The following is a 17,817-nucleotide window of genomic DNA, read 5'->3' as shown; positions in this document are numbered from 1 at the left end:
CGCCGAGCCGCCCGCCCCGCCCGCCCGCGGTGCCCGTACGCTTGGGGCGTGAGCGAGCTGAACGCCGAGGACGCGAAGATCATCACCCTGGCCAGGTCGGCGCGGGCGCGCGCGGGCGCCGCCGAGGGCGCCGCCGTGCGCGACGAGACGGGCCGCACCTACTCCGCCACGAGCGTGGACCTGCCGTCCCTGAAGCTGTCGGCCCTCAAGGCCGCCGTCGCGATGGCCGTCTCCAGCGGCGCCGAGGACCTGGAGGCCGCCGCCGTCGTCACCGCCGCCGAGGCCGCCGACCCCGCCGACGTCGCCGCCGTCCGCGACCTCGGTCCGAAGGCCCCGGTCCTGCTCGCCGCCCCCGACGGCAGCGTCCGCGCCATCGTCGGTTAGGCCGGCCGGCGGTCAGCCGGCCGGAGGCCGTCAGCGGGACTGGTCCGAGGCCGCCCTGCTCTCGGCGTTCGCGGACGGGGCGCCGAGCCGGCGCACGAGGACGGTCCCGACCCGGTTGCGGCGCCCGGCGATCGTCTCGGCCCTCAGGGACAGCACGGGGCCGGGCTCGCCGGTGGAGGCCTCGTTGGTGGCGACCTCGGCGGTGGAGCCCTCGATCGGGACGCGGCCGAGCGCGTGGGCGAGCAGGCCGCCGACCGTCTCGACCTCCTCGGCGTCGATCTCCACGTCGAACAGCTCGGCGAGGTCCTCCACGGGCAGGCGGGCGGTGACGCGGGCCGCGTCGCCGGAGAGCCAGGTCACCGGCGGGGTCTCCACGTCGTACTCGTCGGTGATCTCACCGACGATCTCCTCCAGGATGTCCTCGATGGTGACCAGGCCGGCGGTGCCGCCGTACTCGTCGATGACGATCGCCACGTGGATCTGCCGGGCCTGCATCTCGCGCAGCAGCTCGTCGATCGGCTTGCTGTCGGGGACGTAGGTGGCGGGCCGCATGACCGAGTCGACCGTCTCGACCGACTCGCCCTCGCGGTGCTCCTGGCTGCGCCGGACGACGTCCTTGAGGTAGGCGATGCCGACGACGTCGTCCTCGTTCTCGCCGACGACGGGGATGCGGGAGAAGCCGCTGCGCAGCGCCAGCGACATCGCCTGCCGCAGGGTCTTCGTGCGCTCGACGAACACGATGTCGGTGCGCGGCACCATCACCTCGCGGACGAGGGTGTCGCCCAGCTCGAACACCGAGTGGATCATCTCCCGCTCGACCGGTTCGATCAGGCTGCGCTGCTCGGCGAGGTCGACCAGGTCGCGCAGCTCCGCCTCGGAGGCGAACGGGCCCTCCCGGAAGCCCTTGCCGGGCGTGAGGGCGTTGCCGAGCAGGATCAGCAGCCGGGGCAGGGGCCCGAACACCCGGGTCACCGGGTGGATCACGGCGGCGCCCGCCAGCGCGATCCGGTCGGCGTGCTGGATGCCGAGGGTGCGCGGCCCCACCCCGATCACCACGTAGCTGACGACGATCATGACGGCGGCGGCGGTGACGTAGGCGCGCCACGTCTCGTCCAGCCAGGAGATGCACAGGTCCGCCACGATCACGGTGGCGACCAGCTCGCAGCCGATCCGCAGCAGCAGGACCATGTTGACGTAGCGGGCCGGGTCGGCGACGACCTCCGCCAGCCGCCGGGCGCCCCGCCGCCCCTCCCGGACCGCCTCCTCGACCGTGACGCGCGAGACCCGGGCGAGCGCCGTCTCGGTGCCGGCCAGCAGGCCCGCCAAGAAGACCAGGCCCACCGCCAGTGCGGACAGCCACGCCTGCGCGGTGCTCATCAACCGCCGCGTTTCTCCCGCCAGGAGGTGAGGAGCTCGGCCTGCAGGCCGAACATCTCCCGGTGCTCCTCCGGCTCGGCGTGGTCGTAGCCGAGGAGGTGCAGGATGCCGTGCGCGCACAGCAGCTCCAGCTCCTCCGCGGTGCTGTGCCCGGCCTCCCGCGCCTGCTTCTCGGCGACGGCGGGGCACAGCACGACGTCGCCGAGAAGGCCCGGGTCGGTCTCGCCGTCCTCGTCGGCGCCGCCGGACATGTGCCCGGGGCGCAGCTCGTCCATGGGGAACGACAGCACGTCGGTCGGGCCCGGCTCGTCCATCCACTTCTCGTGCAGCTCGGTCATCGCGGCCTCGTCGACCAGCAGCACCGACAGCTCCGCCAGCGGATGGACGCGCATTCCGTCCAGGACGTGCCGGGACAGGTCGGCGATGGCCTTCTCGTCGACCTCGGCGCCCGACTCGTTCAGCACCTCGATGCTCACTGCCGCCCCCGCTTGCGGGGACCGCCGCGCGCCGCGCCCTGCTTGATCTGCGGGACCTGCTTCTCGTCGAACCGGTTGTAGGCGTCGACGATCTCGGTGACGAGCTTGTGCCGCACCACGTCGCGGCTGTCCAGCCGGGAGAAGTGGATGTCCTGCACGCCGTCGAGGATCTCCTGGACGACGCGCAGCCCGCTCAGGTGCCCGTTCGGCAGGTCGACCTGGGTGACGTCGCCGGTCACCACGACCTTCGACCCGAACCCGAGCCGGGTGAGGAACATCTTCATCTGCTCGGGCGAGGTGTTCTGCGCCTCGTCCAGGATGATGAACGAGTCGTTCAGCGTCCTTCCGCGCATGTACGCCAGGGGGGCGACCTCGATGGTGCCCGCGGCCATCAGGCGCGGGATCGAGTCGGGGTCGACCATGTCGTGGAGCGCGTCGTACAGCGGGCGCAGGTACGGGTCGATCTTCTCGTAGAGCGTTCCCGGCAGGAAGCCGAGCCGCTCGCCCGCCTCGACGGCGGGCCGCGTCAGGATGATCCGGTTGACCTGCTTGTCCTGCAGGGCGCGGACCGCCTTGGCCATGGCGAGGTAGGTCTTGCCGGTGCCGGCCGGGCCGATGCCGAACACGATCGTGTGCTTGTCGATCGCGTCGACGTACCGCCGCTGGTTCAGCGTCTTCGGGCGGATGGTCCTGCCCCGGCTGGACAGCACGTCCAGGGTGAGGACCTCCGCGGGACGCGCGCCGCTCTCGCCGCGCAGCATCGCCAGGCTGCGCTCGACGGCGTCCGGGGTGAGCTGGGTGCCGCCCTTCAGCAGTTCGAGCATCTCGGTGAACAGCCGGGAGACGAGGTCGGTCTCGCCCTCCGGGCCGGTCACGGTGATCTCGTTCCCGCGGACGTGGATGTCGATGCCGGCGCCGAACGCGTGCTCGATCGCGTGGAGCAACTCATCCCGGGAGCCCAGCAGGCTCACCATCGAATGGTCGTCCGGCACCACGATCTTGATCTGCGAGCGCGAGCCTGTCCGGTCGTCGCGCCCCGTGCGGGTTGCCCTCGCGTGAGTTGATTCGACCATCAGCCGGGCCTTGCGGCCTTCGGACCTGCCTTCTGTCTGCTCCGGGTGTCAGGGTGTACCGGTTCCATCGTACTGGCGACCCCCGACGGACCGCCGCCGCATTTTCCGCGCGGCGGCGCGGCCTCAGCCGGGCGGCCAGTTCAGGCCACGCCCGCCCAGCACGTGGGCGTGCACGTGGAACACCGTCTGGCCCGCCTGGGAGCCGGTGTTGAACACGACCCGGTAGCCGGTCTCGGCGACGCCCTCGTCGGCCGCGACGTTGTGGGCCTCGCGCACCATCTCGGCGAGCAGCTCGGCGTCGGAGGCGGCCAGCTCACCGACCGTCGGGTGGTGGTCACGCGGGATGACCAGCACGTGCGTCGGCGCCTGGGGGTTGATGTCGCGGAACGCCACCGTCCCCGCCGACTCGCGGACGATCGTGGCGGGCACGTCCCCAGAAACGATCTTGCAGAACAGGCAGTCGGTCATCTGTCTCCCCTCCCGGCGGTCCGCGACCGCCCGGAAATCCTATCGGGACCGGCGCGGGCACGGACCGCGGGCGCCCCGGGCGGGACCGGGTTCTCCTCGATCGAATTCCCGGTAGCGGTCGGCATTTCGACCGGCCACTGGCTAAGGTTGTCAGCTCAGGCGTAACCCCCCGGTTCGCAAGGCGTTGCGGCACATCTCGCCCCCGGCGGGAACGCCCGGATCACGTCGGTCGGACGCCACCGTCCGAATGGACGGCGGGGGGCCGGCAAAGGCGGCGGATAGGTGACCGAGGCAAACCAGGACATGCCCTTTCGTAAACCGAACGACGAGGGTGCGCGTCCAACTGACGTGACCGAGACCCTCGTGGCCAGGGGCACGGCGGGCGTGGTGGCCGCCGCCTGGGACGCCGATCAGGCGGTGACCGCCCTCTACAGCGCCAACTACCGTTCGCTGGTGCGCCTGGCGGCCATGCTGGTCCGGGACGCGGGGACGGCCGAGGAGGTCGTGCAGGACGCGTTCGTCGCGATGCACGGCGGCTGGCGCCGGCTGCGCGACCCGGACAAGGCCCTGTCGTACCTGCGGCAGTCGGTGGTCAACCGGTCGCGATCGGTGCTCCGGCACCGCGCCGTCGTCGAGAAGTACGCCCCCAAGGGCCTGCCCGACGCGCCGAGCGCGGAAGCCGGCGCCATCGGAGAGCTGGAGCGCTCGGCGGTGATCGACGCGCTCTCCCGGCTCCCCGCACGCCAGCGGGAGGCGCTCGTCCTTCGCTACTACGCCGATCTGTCCGAAGCGGAGATCGCCAACGCGATGGGCATCTCCCGCGGCGCCGTGAAGAGTCATACGGCGCGCGGCATGACCGCGCTACGCAACGTCCTGGAGCAGTTCTCATGACCACCGACCCCCACGACGAGCACGGCGAGATCCTCCGCCGCGCCCTGCACGCGGAGGCGGACTCGGTCAACCCCGCGGGCGACGGCCTGGAGCTCATCCGGGCCCGCATCGCCGACGGCGGGCGCCGACGGAGCGGCCTCGGGCGGTTCGGCCCGGCGCGCTTCGGGTTCGACCGGTTCACCGTGAACTGGGCGCGCCCCCTCCTTGCCGTGGCCGCGGCCGTGCTGATCGCCGGGCTGGGCGTGACGGCGCCGCAGACGATCGACCTGATCCAGCAGTCGGTCGGCAGCAACAGCCAGTCCGGCGACGGGGGCGACGACACCGCGGGGGACCGCGCCGGCCCGGGGGCCGACCCCGAGTTCCCGGTCCCGTCCTCGCCCGACGCCAGCACGTCCGGTGAGCCGAGCGTCTCGCAGACGCCGACCACCAGCTCCACGCCGGGGCTGTCGTCGTGCCGCATCCCCTCGCCGGGGGCCTCGGCCGGCACGACCGCCACGCCCACGCCGGCCACCACGCCGTGCCCGAGCGAGACCCCGACGCAGGCGCCGCCCACGACGCCGGCCCCGCCCACCTCCACGACGCCCGTGCCGCCGAGCAAGCCCACCGAGCAGCCGACGCCGTCCGAGACGAGCGAGCCCGCGGTGACGACCGAGCAGAACCCCGCCACCACCCCGTGACGGGGCTCGCCGGCGCTACCAGCGGCCGGTGGCGGCCAGCAGCACGCTGGCCGCCGCGACGCCCGCCGTCGAGGTGCGCAGGACGGTCGGGCCGAGCCGCGCGGGGCGCCCGCCCGCCGCGCCGAAGCGTTCCAGCTCGTCCTCGCTGATCCCGCCCTCGGGGCCGACCACCAGGACGATGTCGCCCCCCGCGGGCGGCTCGACGGCGCTCAGCGGCGCCTCGGCCTCCTCGTGCAGGACCAGTGCCAGGGACGCGCGGGCGATCCGCTCGGCGACGTCCTCGGTGGACTCCAGCTCCGCGACCTCGGGCAGCCGGCCGCGCCGCGCCTGCTTGCCGGCCTCGCGGGCGGTCGCGCGCCAGCGCCCGAGGGCCTTGTCGCGGCGCTCCGGGCGCCAGCGGGTGACGCACCGGGACGCCGACCACGGGACGATCTCGTCCACGCCGACCTCGGTCATGGTCTCGACCGCGAGCTCGCCCCTGTCGCCCTTCGGGAGAGCCTGGACGACCACCAGGCGGGGCGCTGGCGGGGGTTCCCGGTGCCGGGCCAGCACGTCCAGGGTGAGGGACGCCCGGTCGGCCGCGGTGACGACGCACTCGGCCAGCAGGCCCTCACCGTCGGTCAGGTCGACCCGCTCGCCCGGCCGCAGCCGCCGCACGGCCGCCGCGTGCCGGCCCTCGGGCCCGTCCAGCAGGACGCTGTCGCGCTCCAGCTCGCCCGTCCCGGCGAGAAAGACCGGCGGGCTCACCCGCGCCGTCCGGGGGAGGCGGGGCCCGGGCCGGCGTCGCTCATCGCTGCCACCGTGCTCCTCAATCGCCGCGGCGGCCCTCCTCGTAGGCCGCCGCCACCGCGCTTCAGTGCTGGTTGAACACGTCCTTGAGACGGGAGAACACCCCGCGCTGCCCGGGGGCGAACCTGCCGGGCGGGCGCTCCTCGCCGCGCAGCACCGCGAGCTGCCGCAGCAGCTCCTCCTGCTCCTCGTCGAGCCTGTTCGGCGTCTCCACGTTGACGTGGATCATCAGATCGCCGCGGCCGCTCTCGTTGAGGTGCCGGACGCCCCGGTTGTAGAGGGTGATGACCTGTCCCGACTGCGTGCCGGGCTTGATGTCGACGCTCTCGGCGGCGTCCAGCGTCTCGATCGTGACGCTGGTCCCGAGCGCCGCCGCGGTCATCGGGATCTCGACCGTGCAGTGCAGGTCGTCGCCCTCCCGCTCGAAGATCGGGTGCGGCTTCTCCACGATCTCCAGGAACAGGTCGCCGGGCGGGCCGCCGCCCGGGCCGATCTCGCCCTCGCCGGCGAGCTGGATGTGGATGCCGTTCTCCACGCCCGCCGGGATCTTGACCTTGACGGTGCGGCGGGTGCGGACCCGGCCGTCGCCGGAGCACTCGGTGCACGGGTTGCGGATCACCGAGCCGAAGCCGCCGCACGCCGGGCACGGCCGGGCCGTCATGACCTGGCCGAGGAACGAGCGCTGGACCTGCTGCACCTCGCCGCGGCCGTGGCAGGTCTCGCACGTGTCCGGGTGGGTGCCGGGCGCGCAGCCCGACCCCTCGCAGGTCGTGCAGGCGACCGCCGTGTCGATGGACAGCTCCCGGGTGGTGCCGAACGCGGTCTCGGCGAGGTCGAGCTCGACCCGCAGCGTCGCGTTGCGGCCGCGCCGGGCGCGCGACCGGGGGCCCCGCGAGGTCGCCGTGCCGAAGAAGGCGTCCATGATGTCGCTGAACGGGAACCCGGCGCCGCCGAACCCGCCGGCGCCCGCTCCGCCCGCGGACGCGAACGGGTCCGCGCCGAGGTCGTACATCTCGCGCTTCTTGGGGTCGGAGAGCACCTCGTAGGCCTGGGTGATCTCCTTGAACCGCTCCTGGGTCTCCGGATCCGGGTTGACGTCCGGGTGGAGCTCCCGCGCGAGCCGGCGGTAGGCCTTCTTGACCTCGTCGGCGCTGGCGTCCCGCCGGACGCCCAGGGTCGCGTAGTAGTCGTTCGCCACTTACGACCCCGCCAGGATCTGTCCCACGTAGCGTGCCACTGCCCGTACCGCTCCCATCGTGCTGGGGTAATCCATGCGTGTCGGCCCGAGCACTCCCAGCCGGGCCAGAGTGAGGTCGCCCACCCCGTAGTCGGCGGCGACGACCGAGGTCGACTTGAGCCCCAGGTCGGGGTTCTCGGTGCCGATCCGCACCGTAACTGTAGAGGAGTCGCCGGTCTCGCCGAGCAGCCGCATGAGGACCACCTGCTCCTCGAGCGCCACCAGCACCTCCCGCAGGCTCTGCGAGAAGTCCACGGCGGCGAGGTTGGCCGCGCCGGCGAAAACGATCTTCTCCTCGTGCTTCTCGACGAGCGTCTCCAGCAGGACCGACAGGACCGCCGCCGCGACCGGCCGCTCGTCCGGGCCCACCTTGTCGGGCAGGTCCGCCACGGCCGCCGGGACATCGCCGAAGCCGAGCCCGTCCAGGCACGTGTTCAGCAACGCCCGCAGGTGGCCGATCGATTCCTCGGAGATCTGCCCGGTCTCGATGACGCGCTGCTCGACCCGGCCGGTGTTGGTGATCAGGACGAGCAGCAGCCGCCCCTCCGCCACCGGGACCAGCTCCACGTGCCGCACCGCCGAGCGGGTCAGCGACGGGTACTGCACCACCGCGACCTGCCGGGTCAGCTGCGCGAGCAGCCGCACCGTCCGGCCGACGACGTCGTCGAGGTCGTAGGCCCCCGTCAGGAACGTCTCGATGGCGCGGCGCTCGGCGACCGACAGCGGCTTGATCGTGGACAGCCGGTCGACGAACAGCCGGTAGCCCTTGTCGGTGGGGACGCGCCCGGCGCTGGTGTGGGGCTGGGCGATGTAGCCCTGCTCCTCCAGCACCGCCATGTCGTTGCGGATGGTCGCGGGCGACACACCGAGGTTGTGCCGGTCGGCCAGCGCCTTGGAGCCCACCGGCTCGTTGGTGGAGACGTAGTCCTCGACGATGGCGCGCAGGACCGCTAGTTTCCGGTCGTCCAGCACGATGTCACCTCCTTCGTCCGGCCGGTCCGTGCTACTGGCACTCCTTGCTTTCGAGTGCCAAGTCTACGGCCCGGAAGGCTCGGCTGGAGCGCCCAGCACTCTCCGTATGGCTGCGTGATCCTATCCGGCCGCGGAACAGGCGCCACGCCGAGGAACACGGGGCGCCGCGGCGCGGGCGTCCCGCCCGGTTAATGTGCGGATCTGTGCGGAGTAAGAACTACGGAAACGACGTGCTCGGCGGCGACTGGCGCAGGCCCCGCAAAGGCCAGATCCCCGAGGTGCCCGCCGAGCCCGGCCTGGTCGCCGAGGATCCCGGCAGCGGTTTCTGCGGCGCCGTGGTCGGCTGCGACAAGTTCGGCGTCACCCTGGAGGACCGGTTCGGCAAGCGCCGGGTGTTCCCGCTGACCAGGTCCGGGTTCCTCATCGACGGGAAGCCGGTCACCCTCGTCCGGCCGGCCGCCGCGCCCGCGGGCCCGGCGCGTTCGGCCTCGGGCTCGATCGCCGTCCAGGGCCTGCGGGCGCAGGTCGCCAAGGAGAGCCGCATCTACGTGGAGGGCCTCCACGACGCCGAGCTGGTCGAGAGGATCTGGGGCCACGACCTGCGCGTCGAGGGCGTCGTCGTCGAGTACCTCGAAGGCGTGGACGACCTGCCCGCCATCGTCGAGGAGTTCGCCCCCGAGGAGGGACGGCGCCTCGGCGTCCTGGTCGACCACCTCGTGGAGGGGTCCAAGGAGTCGCGGATCGCCGCCCAGGTCACCTCGCCGTACGTCCTCGTCGCCGGCCACCCGTTCATCGACATCTGGGAGGCCGTCAAGCCCGCCGCCGTCGGCATCCGCGCCTGGCCCCGCGTCCCCCGCGGCATCCCCTGGAAGGAAGGCGTGATCGCCGAACTCGGCTGGGGCGACGACACGGGCGCCGCCTGGAAACGCATCCTCGGCTCGGTGAACACCTACACCGACCTGGAACCCGCCCTCCTCGGCCGCGTGGAAGAACTCATCGACTTCGTGACCGGCTAGCCCAGGGGGAGGTCAGGTGAGGGCTCGGACCACCGCGTCGGCCAGGAGGCGGCCCTTGAGGGTGAGGACGGCTCGGCCCTGTTCGTAGGGGGCGGGCTCGATCAGGCCGTCGGCTATCGCTCCGCGGGCGGCCTCGCCGTCCAGGAGGTGGGCAGGGCAGCCCTGGGCCAGACGCAGTTCGAGCATGACGCGTTCGATGTGCCGGTCCTCGTCGGTGAGGATCTCCCGGGCGTGGGCGGGGGTGGTGCCCTCGGCGAGGCGGGCGGCGTAGGCGGCGGGGTGCTTGACGTTCCACCAGCGGGTGCCGCCCACGTGGCTGTGGGCGCCGGGGCCGACGCCCCACCAGTCGGCGCCCGTCCAATAGAGCATGTTGTGCCGGCAGGCGGCGCGCGGGTCGGCGGCCCAGTTGGAGATCTCGTACCAGTGCAGGCCGTGGCCGCTGAGCAGCTCGTCGGCGATCAGGTAGCGGTCGGCCATGGCGTCGTCGTCGGGGGCGGTCAGTTCGCCGCGCCTCACCTGCGCCGCCAGGCGGGTGCCCTCCTCGACGATGAGCGCGTAGGCGGACACGTGGTCGGGCTCTGCCGCCAGGGCCGCCTCCAGGGAGCCTCTCCAGTCGTCGTCGGTCTCCCCCGGCGTTCCGTAGATGAGGTCGAGGTTGATGTGCTCGAAGCCCGCCTTGCGCGTCCACTCGACGACCTGCGGGACGCGTCCGGGCGTGTGCGCGCGCTCCAGGACCGCCAGGACGTGCTCGCGCGCGCTCTGCATGCCGTAGGAGACGCGCGTGAAGCCCGCTTCGCGGAGCTTGGCGATGTAGGCCTCGTCCACCGACTCGGGATTCGCCTCGGTGGTGACCTCCGCGCCCGGGGCGAGCCCGAACTCGGCGTCGATGGCGGAAAGGACGCGGCCCAGATCGTCCGGTGAGAGGAGGGTCGGCGTGCCGCCGCCCACGAAGACGGTCTCCACGGGCAGGTCCACGTCCCCGAGCACTCGCCGGGCCATGCGGACCTCGTGGACCGCGGTGTCGGCGTAGGAGTCGCGGCTCGCCCCAGGCCCCAGCTCCGTCGCCGTGTAGGTGTTGAAGTCGCAGTACCCGCACCGGGTCACGCAGAAGGGCACGTGCACGTAGAACGCGAACGGGCGCTTTCCGAGGCCGTCCAGGGCATGAGCGGGCAGCGCACCGTCGGACGGTACGGGATCGCCATCAGGAAGCGTCGAGGGCACCTTCCAAGTCTGCCCCCCTCCGCCGCCTGCTTCGACCGGGCTTCCCCGGCCGGTCAGGCCTCCCCGAGCTTGTCGCGGAGCCAGTCGGGGATGTGCTCGGCCGCGCGGGGGAAGCGGTCGAGGTCCTGGACGTACGCGGACGGGGCCAGCGGCGGGGTGAACTCGGGCTCGCCGTCGTAGTCGAACTCGGCGCTGAAATGGCCGGAGCGCTCGACCTGGAGGCGCGCGGTGAACCAGGCGCCCTTGCCGGACCGGTACATGACGCGGCGCAGCTCGTCCATCTTCCCGACGGCCTGGCCCGGGGGCAGGGCCGTCCGGCGGCCGCCGCCCGGGCCCTCGACCTCGAAGGAGGCGCTGTCGATGCCGACCGTCGCGCGGAACTCGAAGTCGAGCCGCTGCCAGCCCGCGGGGGCGGCCGAGCGCAGCGCGCGCACGGCGCCGTTCACCGTCTCCCGCTCCTTCTCGGAACGCAGAACCTGGTCGGGGTGGGTCACGCTGCCTCCGCGAGGTCGGCCGGGTTCGGTTGATCAAGGCACCGTACCCGTCCGACCGTACCGCCATCGGCGCCCATGCCAAGCAGCCGCCGCCGTGTCGCGGCCGACCGGCGCGACTTGCGCCGCCGACCGCCTGAGGAGCCGCAACGAATACGGATAAGGTCGTCCGGATGCGAAATGAGGGTGCGACCGGCCGGGGACGCGTTCCCGCCCGGGTGCTGCTGCGCGGCGAGCCGGACGGCTGGCACTGGGTGCTGGTGGACGACGCGGGCGCCGAGCGGCGCTCGGACTTCGCCGGCGCGGGGACGCGCTGGTCCCCGCGCGGCCGGTCCGACCCGGAGCCGGCGTGGTGGCGCCGCAGGCTCGCCGAGACGGCCGACGGGCTGCGGGACGCGGTCGCCGAGCGGCTGACCGACGCGACGTTCCGCGAGTTCGGCGTCGAGGCCGCGGTCACCTGGTTCGCGGTGGCGGAGCCCGTCGAGTGGGAGGGCATCGTCACCCTCCGGGAGCCCGATCCCGCGCGGTTCCCCGGCCGGGTGCCGCCGTTCGTGGTCACGCTGGAGCCGGGGCGCGGGGCGCTGCTGCCGGACGCCAGCCTGCTGTTCTCCACGCGCGCCGCGGACGCCTGGACGACCCTCGCCGCGGTCGCCGAGCGCTGCGGCACCCTCCCGCCGAAGTCGTCGTTCCTGTGCGGGTGGGCCGGGCACCGCAGCGTCCGGGTGGGGCGCGGGACGCTGGCGCTGTCCACCGGCCGGAGCGAGGACGGCGTCGAGCGGCTCGCGCAGATCTGCGGGACGCGGGCGCCCGGCTGGAGCGGCAACCCCGAGATGCGCTTCCGGCTCGACGGCGTCGACCTGCTCGACGAGCCCGCCGGCGACGTCGTCGCGCTGCTGCGGGAGCTCGACCACGAGATCGTCAGGCGCGGCCGCTCCGTCCGGCTGGCGGCCTCCGGGCTGACCCTCCACGCGCCCGACGGGGCGGACGAGGCGGAGCGGTTCACCGGCGTGTCCCTCGGGGTGCCGGCGGGGCTGTCGCCGCTGTGGGCCGGTTCCTGACGCGCGCGGAGCCTCCCGACGGGCGCCGGTCCCCCGGCGCACACGGAGCCGACACCCACGGGGGACCGTGCCGTCACCGGAACGCAACCGCGGCCGCCTAGGTTCCCCGATCATGAGAAGCCGCGCGCGCCATGCCGTGCTCGCCGTGACCGGCGCAGCCCTCGCCGGAGCTCCCCTCGCCCTCACCGCCCCCGCCCACGCCGCCGGGCCGCCCGGCACGATCAACGTCCACCGCGGCGGCCCCGCCCGGTCGCTGCCGTTCACCGCCCGCCGGGACGGGGAGGCGGTGATCTCCTTCACCGCGTCCGCCCCGGGCGTCTCCTGGGTCCGCGAGGGCGCCGAGTCGGCCGTCGTGTCGATCGCCGTCGACGGGAGCCATGTGACCGACCTCGTCGTCCCGTCGTCCGACCCCGTCCCCCGCAGCCTCGGGCTCGGACACGTCGGGAAGGGACGCCACAAGGTGACGCTGCGGTTCGCCAAGGGCAGCGCGCCCGCCGCACGGCGGGTGACGCTCCGGCGCACCGCGGTCCGCATGCCGGAGGCGGACGCCCTCGCCCTGCGGCACGCGCCCGTCGTCGTCGGGCGGACCGGCTGGCCGTTCGGCGACCCCTACCAGAACGCGACCACCGACACCCCGCTCCTCGCCTGGCACGAGACCCGCCCCGCCACCGCCCCCGGCCACAAGATCATCGAGTACTCGGTGGTGTGGAGCAACGAGGACGGCGGTACCGACACCCCCGCGCTGATGGCCCGCTGGGGCCGGACGACCGACATCGAGTGGATCTACCGGGTCGAGGTGGACGCGTCCGGCCGGCGCGTGGACGGCACCGCCGTCTACCAGGCGCCGATGCACCTGACCCTGAAGTTCACCGGCCGCTACGAAGGCGACCACCCCGTCCTGCAGACCTGCACCCAGAACAACAACATGTGCGACGTGGTCTCGCCGGACCCGCCGCTGCGCTTCCTGCTGGACGCCACCGGCACGCGCCCGGACGGCCGGGCCCGCGAGGCCGTCATGGACCGCGAACCGTGGACCTACCGGATCGCCGCGCAGGAGATGGTCCGCGAGAAGAAGATCGAGAACCCGTCCGATCCGGCGACGCGCGAGGTCGGCGACCAGCGGACGTACCTGTTCGTGGAGTTCGCCAAGGCGACGGGCGCCGCGACCGGGTCGGGGTCCGTGCCGGGCGTCGCGCTCGGGGTGCGGCTCAGGTCCGACCCGTCCCGGCTCTACCGCTCCGACCACGACGAGCCGACCTGGTCGATCGACCGCGACGGCGCCGTCGCCACCACCGTCGAACTGCCGGAGGGGACCAAGATCTCCGACATCGCGGGCATCGAGGCCCTCCGCCGCCCCACCGGAACCGGGGACAACGGTGCGCCCGCCACCGTGACGTCCATCAACCGCGGGTTCTTCCTGGGCGACTCGTTCCTGCCGCAGCCCTCGGCGGTCGAGTGGAAGGGCTCGGTCACGCTCACGCAGGCGAACCCGTCCGCCGTCCTCTGGCGGCCCTGACACCTCACCAGGCGTCGTACCTCCCCCGGTGGGCCCGTGGCATGAATCGGCCACGGGCCCGCCCGTTCCTGGGAACCCGGGCGAACTCCACAGGCGTCCAAGGAGTCATACACTTCGCCAATAGTTCTCATAACGAACCGGAGAGGACGTCCGCCATGGCCTACGGGCACCCCCCGTCGCCCGGCCAGGGACAGCAGCCCCAGTGGCAGCAGCAGCAGGCCCCCTGGCAGCAGCCCGGAAACGCCTGGCAGCAGCAGCCGCAGCAACCCCAGGGCGGCATGGGCTGGCAGCAGCAGCCGCCTCCGGGCGGGAACGACTTCCAGGGCGGGAACGACACCGCCCAGATACCCGGCCACTTCGGCCCCGTCACCGACGACGAGAAGACGTGGTCGCTGATGGCGTACGTGGGGCAGTTCCTCGTCGGCGCGATCGCCCCGGCCGTCGTCTACCTCGGCAAGGCCCGCTCGCCGTTCGTGCGCAGGCACGCCGCGCAGGGCCTCAACATGGGCATCGCGGCGATCGCCGTGTGGTTCGTCTTCGGCCTGCTGTCGCTGGTCGCCGACTTCCTCATCTGGGTGCCGCTGATCTTCACGGCCGTGGAGATGTTCTTCCTGGTCTACGCGGGCAGGGCCGCCAACCGCGGCGAGTTCCGGCGCGTCCCGTCCGCGGTGGCCTGGCCCCTGCTGAAGTAGGAGCCGCTGGAGCGGCGGCTACTTCTTGCTCCTGTCGGCGTCGCCGCCCCCGGTCGAGAGGGCGGCGACGAAGGCCTCCTGCGGGACGTCCACCCGCCCGATGGTCTTCATCCGCTTCTTGCCCTCCTTCTGCTTCTCCAGCAGCTTGCGCTTGCGGGAGATGTCGCCGCCGTAGCACTTGGCGAGGACGTCCTTGCGGATCGCGCGGATGTTCTCGCGGGCGATGATGCGCGCCCCGACCGCGGCCTGGATGGGCACCTCGTACTGCTGCCGCGGGATCAGCTCCTTGAGCTTGGCCGTCATCATCAGGCCGTACTCGCGGGACTTGTCCTTGTGCACGATCTGGCTGAAGGCGTCCACCGACTCGCCCTGCAGCAGGATGTCGACCTTCACGAGGTCGGACTCCTGCTCGCCGCTGGGCTCGTAGTCGAGCGAGGCGTACCCGCGCGTCTTCGACTTCAGCTGGTCGAAGAAGTCGAAGATGATCTCGGCGAGCGGCAGCGTGTAGCGGATCTCGACGCGGTCCTCCGACAGGTAGTCCATGCCGAGCAGCACGCCGCGGCGGCCCTGGCACAGCTCCATGATCGCGCCGATGTGGTCGGACGGGGACAGCACCGTCGCCTTCACCACCGGCTCGTACACGGTGCCGATCTTGCCCTCGGGGAACTCGCTGGGGTTGGTGACGACGTGCTCCGTCCCGTCCTCCATCACGACCCGGTACACCACGTTCGGCGCGGTCGAGATCAGCGACAGGTCGAACTCGCGCTCCAGCCGCTCCCGGACGATCTCCATGTGCAGCAGCCCGAGGAAGCCGCAGCGGAACCCGAACCCGAGCGCCGCCGACGTCTCGGGCTCGTAGACCAGCGCGGCGTCGTTCAGCCGCAGCTTGTCGAGCGCGTCGCGCAGCTCCGGGTACTGGTCGCCGTCCACCGGGTACAGGCCGGAGAACACCATCGGCTTCGGGTCGCGGTAGCCGCCGAGCGCCTGGACCGCCTGCCGGGACGCGCCGGTCACGGTGTCGCCGACGCGCGCCTGCCGGACGTCCTTCACCCCGGTGATCAGGTAGCCGACCTCGCCGACGCCGAGGCCCTGCACGGGCTTGGGCTCCGGGGAGATCACGCCGACCTCCAGGGTCTCGTGCGCGGCCCCGGTCGACATCATCAGGCTCTTCTCGCGCCGCGACAGGTGCCCGTCCATGATCCGGACATAGGTGACGACGCCCCGGTAGGTGTCGTACACCGAGTCGAAGATCAGCGCCCGGGCCGGGCCGTCGGGGTCGCCGACCGGCGCCGGCACCTCCTGGACGATCTTGTCGAGCAGCTCGCGGACGCCCTCGCCCGTCTTGCCGGACACGCGCAGCACGTCCGACGGTTCGCAGCCGATGATCCCCGCCAGCTCCTCGGCGTACTTGTCCGGCTGCGCCGCCGGGAGGTCGATCTTGTTCAGGACGGGGATCAGGTGCAGGTCCGCCTCGAGCGCCAGGTACAGGTTGGCGAGCGTCTGCGCCTCGATGCCCTGCGCCGCGTCCACCAGCAGGACCGCGCCCTCGCACGCCGCGAGCGACCGCGACACCTCGTAGGAGAAGTCGACGTGGCCGGGGGTGTCGATCAGGTTGAGGACGTGGTCGACGCCGCCGGACGTCCAGGGCAGCCTGACCGCCTGGCTCTTGATCGTGATGCCGCGCTCGCGCTCGATGTCCATGCGGTCGAGGTACTGGGCGCGCATCTGGCGCTCCTCGACCACTCCGGTCAGCTGCAGCATCCGGTCCGCGAGGGTCGACTTGCCATGGTCGATGTGCGCGATGATGCAGAAGTTGCGGATGATCGCGGGATCGGTCTTGTCAGGCTGGGGCGCTGGCACCGGGGTCCGTTCGCAATGCTCACAGGTGGACAGGGATCTGTGTCTCCCATAGTCCCATGTCCCGCTCGATGCTCCGTGCACGGTCCGGTTTGGGACCGGCCCCGGTGATTGGTAAGCTGTGCGACTGCGTGTGGCGTAGCGTCGTGCCCCGGGGGCACCGTCCCGCCCCCGTTCAGACATTTCGTCAGCGCCTGCCGATACGCGCAGGCCCAGGATCGCGACCAAGCTGAGGCTCTACGACGTGGCTAACATCAAGTCCCAGATCAAGCGCAACAAGCAGAACGAGAAGGCCCGCCTGCGCAACAAGGCCGTCAAGTCCGAGCTGAAGACGGTGATCCGCAAGTTCCGCGAAGCCGCCGAGGCCGGCAACGTGGACGACGCCGTCGCCGCGCAGCGGGTCGCTGCGCGCAAGCTGGACAAGGCCGTCAGCAAGGGCGTCATCCACAAGAACCAGGCCGCCAACCGCAAGTCGGCGATCGCCAGGCAGGCCGCCGCCCTGCAGGCCAAGTAGGAGCCGCACGCCCGGGGCCGGCCGCGCGCCGGCCCCGACGCATGTCCATGGACGAGCGCCGCGCGGTCAAGATCTCCAAGTATCTCGCCAAGCACCTGCGGCACCGCCCCGAGCGGATCGGGCTCACGCTCGATGCCGAGGGCTGGGCGGACGTCACCGCCCTGCTCGCGGCCGCGGCTGCCCACGGGTTCGCGCTCACCCGCGCCGAACTCGAACACGTGGTGGCGGTCAACGACAAGAGGCGCTACGAGCTCGCCGGGAACCGGATCCGGGCCGTCCAGGGCCACTCGGTCCCCGTCTCGCTGAACCTGCCGGTGACGCCCCCGCCGGAACTGCTGTACCACGGCACCGTGCGCGGCTCCGTCGACCCCATCCTGCGGGAGGGCCTGCTGCCCATGGGGCGGCACGCCGTCCATCTGTCACCCGACCCCGAGACGGCGCGCCGCGTCGGCGCCCGGCGCGGCGCCCCCGTCGTGCTGACCGTCCAGGCCGGCCGGATGGCGGCCGACGGCCACGAGTTCCGCGTCAGCGCGAACGGCGTGTGGCTGATCGACGCGGTCCCACCGGAATATCTGAGCGGATGACCTCCGCGGCGGCCCAGTCGGGGACGTGCCGCACCCACCCGGGCCCTTCCTCCGGCCCGAACAGGTACCGGTACGGGACGATCTCGCGGATGGCGCGGTGCACGTCCAGCCGGTCGTCGATCATGTGGGTGATCCCGAGTTCCGCGCAGTGCCGCGCCTTGTCCGGCCGCTTCCGGCAGAACCGGACGTTGGTCCGCGGCAGGCCCGTCCGCCCGTAGAAGTCGTGGTGGTCGAGCCAGGCCAGCGTCCTGTCCCGGATCCGGTCGCCGCACTTGGAGATGATCCACGCCCGCCCCCCGAACGCCTCGATCAGGCCGGGCAGCACCTCGTAGACGCCGTCCGTCGCGGGGGACGCGAGCGCCTCCTCGAAGCTCCCGTCGAGGAACACGGTGTCGTCCTCACCGGGCGCCCGGAGCCCGCCATGGATGACCCGGCCGAAATCGACGCCGAGCCGCGGTTCGCTGTTCATGCCCCCACCTTCGGCCTGAGCACCTAAAACAGAACTATGAATCACCCCTATGGCT

General features: G+C 72.5%; 20 protein-coding genes. 9 read left to right on the top strand and 11 right to left on the bottom strand.

Features of this window, described 5'->3' with window-relative positions; genetic code table 11:
* Nucleotides 1-48: 48 nt before the first annotated feature.
* Nucleotides 49-384, top strand: coding sequence for a cytidine deaminase (locus tag BKA00_RS01850; RefSeq protein ID WP_185023271.1), 336 nt, complete (start codon nt 49-51; stop codon nt 382-384).
* A gap of 30 nt (nt 385-414) precedes the next feature.
* Here BKA00_RS01850 and BKA00_RS01845 read toward each other — a convergent pair whose 3' ends face one another.
* From BKA00_RS01845 to BKA00_RS01830, 4 genes are all read right to left on the bottom strand, one after another.
* Complete coding sequence (locus BKA00_RS01845) at nt 415-1,761, bottom strand: hemolysin family protein (protein ID WP_185023270.1); 1,347 nt, start codon at nt 1,759-1,761, stop codon at nt 415-417.
* A complete protein-coding gene (gene ybeY / locus BKA00_RS01840) occupies nt 1,761-2,237 on the bottom strand; it encodes an rRNA maturation RNase YbeY (RefSeq protein WP_185023269.1) in 477 nt (158 codons plus the stop codon). Before ybeY ends, BKA00_RS01845 begins: the two co-directional genes overlap by 1 nt.
* Nucleotides 2,234-3,310 carry a PhoH family protein gene (locus tag BKA00_RS01835; protein ID WP_185023268.1) on the bottom strand — a complete coding sequence of 359 codons (1,077 nt, stop codon included), beginning with the start codon at nt 3,308-3,310 and terminating at the stop codon, nt 2,234-2,236. The genes ybeY and BKA00_RS01835 overlap by 4 nt, the downstream gene beginning before the upstream one ends.
* A 123-nt stretch (nt 3,311-3,433) precedes the next feature.
* Nucleotides 3,434-3,778 carry a histidine triad nucleotide-binding protein gene (locus BKA00_RS01830; protein ID WP_185023267.1) on the bottom strand — a complete coding sequence of 115 codons (345 nt, stop codon included), beginning with the start codon at nt 3,776-3,778 and terminating at the stop codon, nt 3,434-3,436.
* A gap of 303 nt (nt 3,779-4,081) precedes the next feature.
* On the opposite strand from BKA00_RS01830, the gene BKA00_RS01825 reads away from it, so the two are divergent.
* Nucleotides 4,082-4,669 (top strand): SigE family RNA polymerase sigma factor, encoded by a 588-nt coding sequence (locus tag BKA00_RS01825; protein ID WP_149257606.1) that lies wholly within the window; start codon nt 4,082-4,084, stop codon nt 4,667-4,669.
* Nucleotides 4,666-5,346 (top strand): hypothetical protein, encoded by a 681-nt coding sequence (locus BKA00_RS01820; protein ID WP_185023266.1) that lies wholly within the window; start codon nt 4,666-4,668, stop codon nt 5,344-5,346. The genes BKA00_RS01825 and BKA00_RS01820 overlap by 4 nt, the downstream gene beginning before the upstream one ends.
* A gap of 15 nt (nt 5,347-5,361) precedes the next feature.
* On the opposite strand, the gene BKA00_RS01815 is transcribed toward BKA00_RS01820, so the two are convergent.
* The 3 genes from BKA00_RS01815 to hrcA all read right to left on the bottom strand — a co-directional run bounded on the left by BKA00_RS01815 (nt 5,362) and on the right by hrcA (nt 8,344).
* Nucleotides 5,362-6,093 carry a 16S rRNA (uracil(1498)-N(3))-methyltransferase gene (locus tag BKA00_RS01815; protein ID WP_185023265.1) on the bottom strand — a complete coding sequence of 244 codons (732 nt, stop codon included), beginning with the start codon at nt 6,091-6,093 and terminating at the stop codon, nt 5,362-5,364.
* Nucleotides 6,094-6,199: 106 nt separating this feature from the next.
* Nucleotides 6,200-7,333 (bottom strand): molecular chaperone DnaJ, encoded by a 1,134-nt coding sequence (gene dnaJ / locus BKA00_RS01810; RefSeq protein ID WP_185023264.1) that lies wholly within the window; start codon nt 7,331-7,333, stop codon nt 6,200-6,202.
* Nucleotides 7,334-8,344 (bottom strand): heat-inducible transcriptional repressor HrcA, encoded by a 1,011-nt coding sequence (gene hrcA, locus BKA00_RS01805; protein ID WP_185023263.1) that lies wholly within the window; start codon nt 8,342-8,344, stop codon nt 7,334-7,336.
* Between the two features lie 203 nt (nt 8,345-8,547).
* Here hrcA and BKA00_RS01800 point away from each other — a divergent pair, with 203 nt between their 5' ends.
* Nucleotides 8,548-9,360 (top strand): DUF3097 domain-containing protein, encoded by an 813-nt coding sequence (locus BKA00_RS01800; protein ID WP_230298517.1) that lies wholly within the window; start codon nt 8,548-8,550, stop codon nt 9,358-9,360.
* Nucleotides 9,361-9,372: 12 nt separating this feature from the next.
* Here BKA00_RS01800 and hemW read toward each other — a convergent pair whose 3' ends face one another.
* Nucleotides 9,373-10,581, bottom strand: a complete 1,209-nt coding sequence (gene hemW / locus BKA00_RS01795) for a radical SAM family heme chaperone HemW (protein ID WP_185023261.1) — start codon at nt 10,579-10,581, stop codon at nt 9,373-9,375.
* Between the two features lie 53 nt (nt 10,582-10,634).
* Nucleotides 10,635-11,075: an antitoxin YezG family protein gene (locus BKA00_RS01790; RefSeq protein WP_185023260.1), complete on the bottom strand. Its 441-nt coding sequence runs from the start codon at nt 11,073-11,075 to the stop codon at nt 10,635-10,637.
* A gap of 170 nt (nt 11,076-11,245) precedes the next feature.
* Between BKA00_RS01790 and BKA00_RS01785 the strand changes: the two genes are divergently transcribed.
* From BKA00_RS01785 to BKA00_RS01775, 3 genes are all read left to right on the top strand, one after another.
* Nucleotides 11,246-12,130, top strand: a complete 885-nt coding sequence (locus tag BKA00_RS01785) for a hypothetical protein (RefSeq protein ID WP_185023259.1) — start codon at nt 11,246-11,248, stop codon at nt 12,128-12,130.
* 112 nt (nt 12,131-12,242) lie between these two features.
* Complete coding sequence (locus BKA00_RS01780; RefSeq protein WP_185023258.1) at nt 12,243-13,646, top strand: hypothetical protein; 1,404 nt, start codon at nt 12,243-12,245, stop codon at nt 13,644-13,646.
* Between the two features lie 155 nt (nt 13,647-13,801).
* On the top strand, nt 13,802-14,338 hold the full coding sequence (locus tag BKA00_RS01775) for a DUF4870 domain-containing protein (protein WP_185023257.1): 537 nt from the start codon (nt 13,802-13,804) through the stop codon (nt 14,336-14,338).
* Nucleotides 14,339-14,356: 18 nt separating this feature from the next.
* Here BKA00_RS01775 and lepA read toward each other — a convergent pair whose 3' ends face one another.
* On the bottom strand, nt 14,357-16,198 hold the full coding sequence (gene lepA, locus BKA00_RS01770) for a translation elongation factor 4 (RefSeq protein ID WP_185023256.1): 1,842 nt from the start codon (nt 16,196-16,198) through the stop codon (nt 14,357-14,359).
* 241 nt (nt 16,199-16,439) lie between these two features.
* Here lepA and rpsT point away from each other — a divergent pair, with 241 nt between their 5' ends.
* A complete protein-coding gene (gene rpsT, locus BKA00_RS01765) occupies nt 16,440-16,709 on the top strand; it encodes a 30S ribosomal protein S20 (RefSeq protein ID WP_185023255.1) in 270 nt (89 codons plus the stop codon).
* Nucleotides 16,710-16,756: 47 nt separating this feature from the next.
* A complete protein-coding gene (locus BKA00_RS01760) occupies nt 16,757-17,293 on the top strand; it encodes an RNA 2'-phosphotransferase (RefSeq protein ID WP_185023254.1) in 537 nt (178 codons plus the stop codon).
* On the opposite strand, the gene BKA00_RS01755 is transcribed toward BKA00_RS01760, so the two are convergent.
* A complete protein-coding gene (locus BKA00_RS01755; protein WP_185023253.1) occupies nt 17,235-17,762 on the bottom strand; it encodes a hypothetical protein in 528 nt (175 codons plus the stop codon). The two genes, BKA00_RS01760 and BKA00_RS01755, sit on opposite strands and share 59 nt — an antisense overlap.
* Nucleotides 17,763-17,817 lie beyond the last annotated feature (55 nt).

It is taken from the genome of Actinomadura coerulea (genome assembly GCF_014208105.1).
In the GTDB taxonomy this organism is placed as follows: Bacteria; Actinomycetota; Actinomycetes; order Streptosporangiales; family Streptosporangiaceae; genus Spirillospora; species Spirillospora coerulea.
This window is presented reverse-complemented; position numbering and strand designations above follow the sequence as displayed.

Excerpts from the sequence above, each read along its gene's own strand:
- BKA00_RS01785 (WP_185023259.1), top strand. The coding sequence starts at position 11,246 with ATGCGAAATGAGGGTGCGACCGGCCGGGGACGCGTTCCCGCCCGGGTG.
- BKA00_RS01780 (WP_185023258.1), top strand. The coding sequence starts at position 12,243 with ATGAGAAGCCGCGCGCGCCATGCCGTGCTCGCCGTGACCGGCGCAGCC.
- BKA00_RS01825 (WP_149257606.1), top strand. The coding sequence starts at position 4,082 with ATGCCCTTTCGTAAACCGAACGACGAGGGTGCGCGTCCAACTGACGTG.
- BKA00_RS01830 (WP_185023267.1), bottom strand. The coding sequence starts at position 3,778 with ATGACCGACTGCCTGTTCTGCAAGATCGTTTCTGGGGACGTGCCCGCC.
- BKA00_RS01755 (WP_185023253.1), bottom strand. The coding sequence starts at position 17,762 with ATGAACAGCGAACCGCGGCTCGGCGTCGATTTCGGCCGGGTCATCCAT.
- BKA00_RS01775 (WP_185023257.1), top strand. The coding sequence starts at position 13,802 with ATGGCCTACGGGCACCCCCCGTCGCCCGGCCAGGGACAGCAGCCCCAG.
- BKA00_RS01760 (WP_185023254.1), top strand. The coding sequence starts at position 16,757 with ATGGACGAGCGCCGCGCGGTCAAGATCTCCAAGTATCTCGCCAAGCAC.
- BKA00_RS01835 (WP_185023268.1), bottom strand. The coding sequence starts at position 3,310 with ATGGTCGAATCAACTCACGCGAGGGCAACCCGCACGGGGCGCGACGAC.
- BKA00_RS01820 (WP_185023266.1), top strand. The coding sequence starts at position 4,666 with ATGACCACCGACCCCCACGACGAGCACGGCGAGATCCTCCGCCGCGCC.
- BKA00_RS01845 (WP_185023270.1), bottom strand. The coding sequence starts at position 1,761 with ATGAGCACCGCGCAGGCGTGGCTGTCCGCACTGGCGGTGGGCCTGGTC.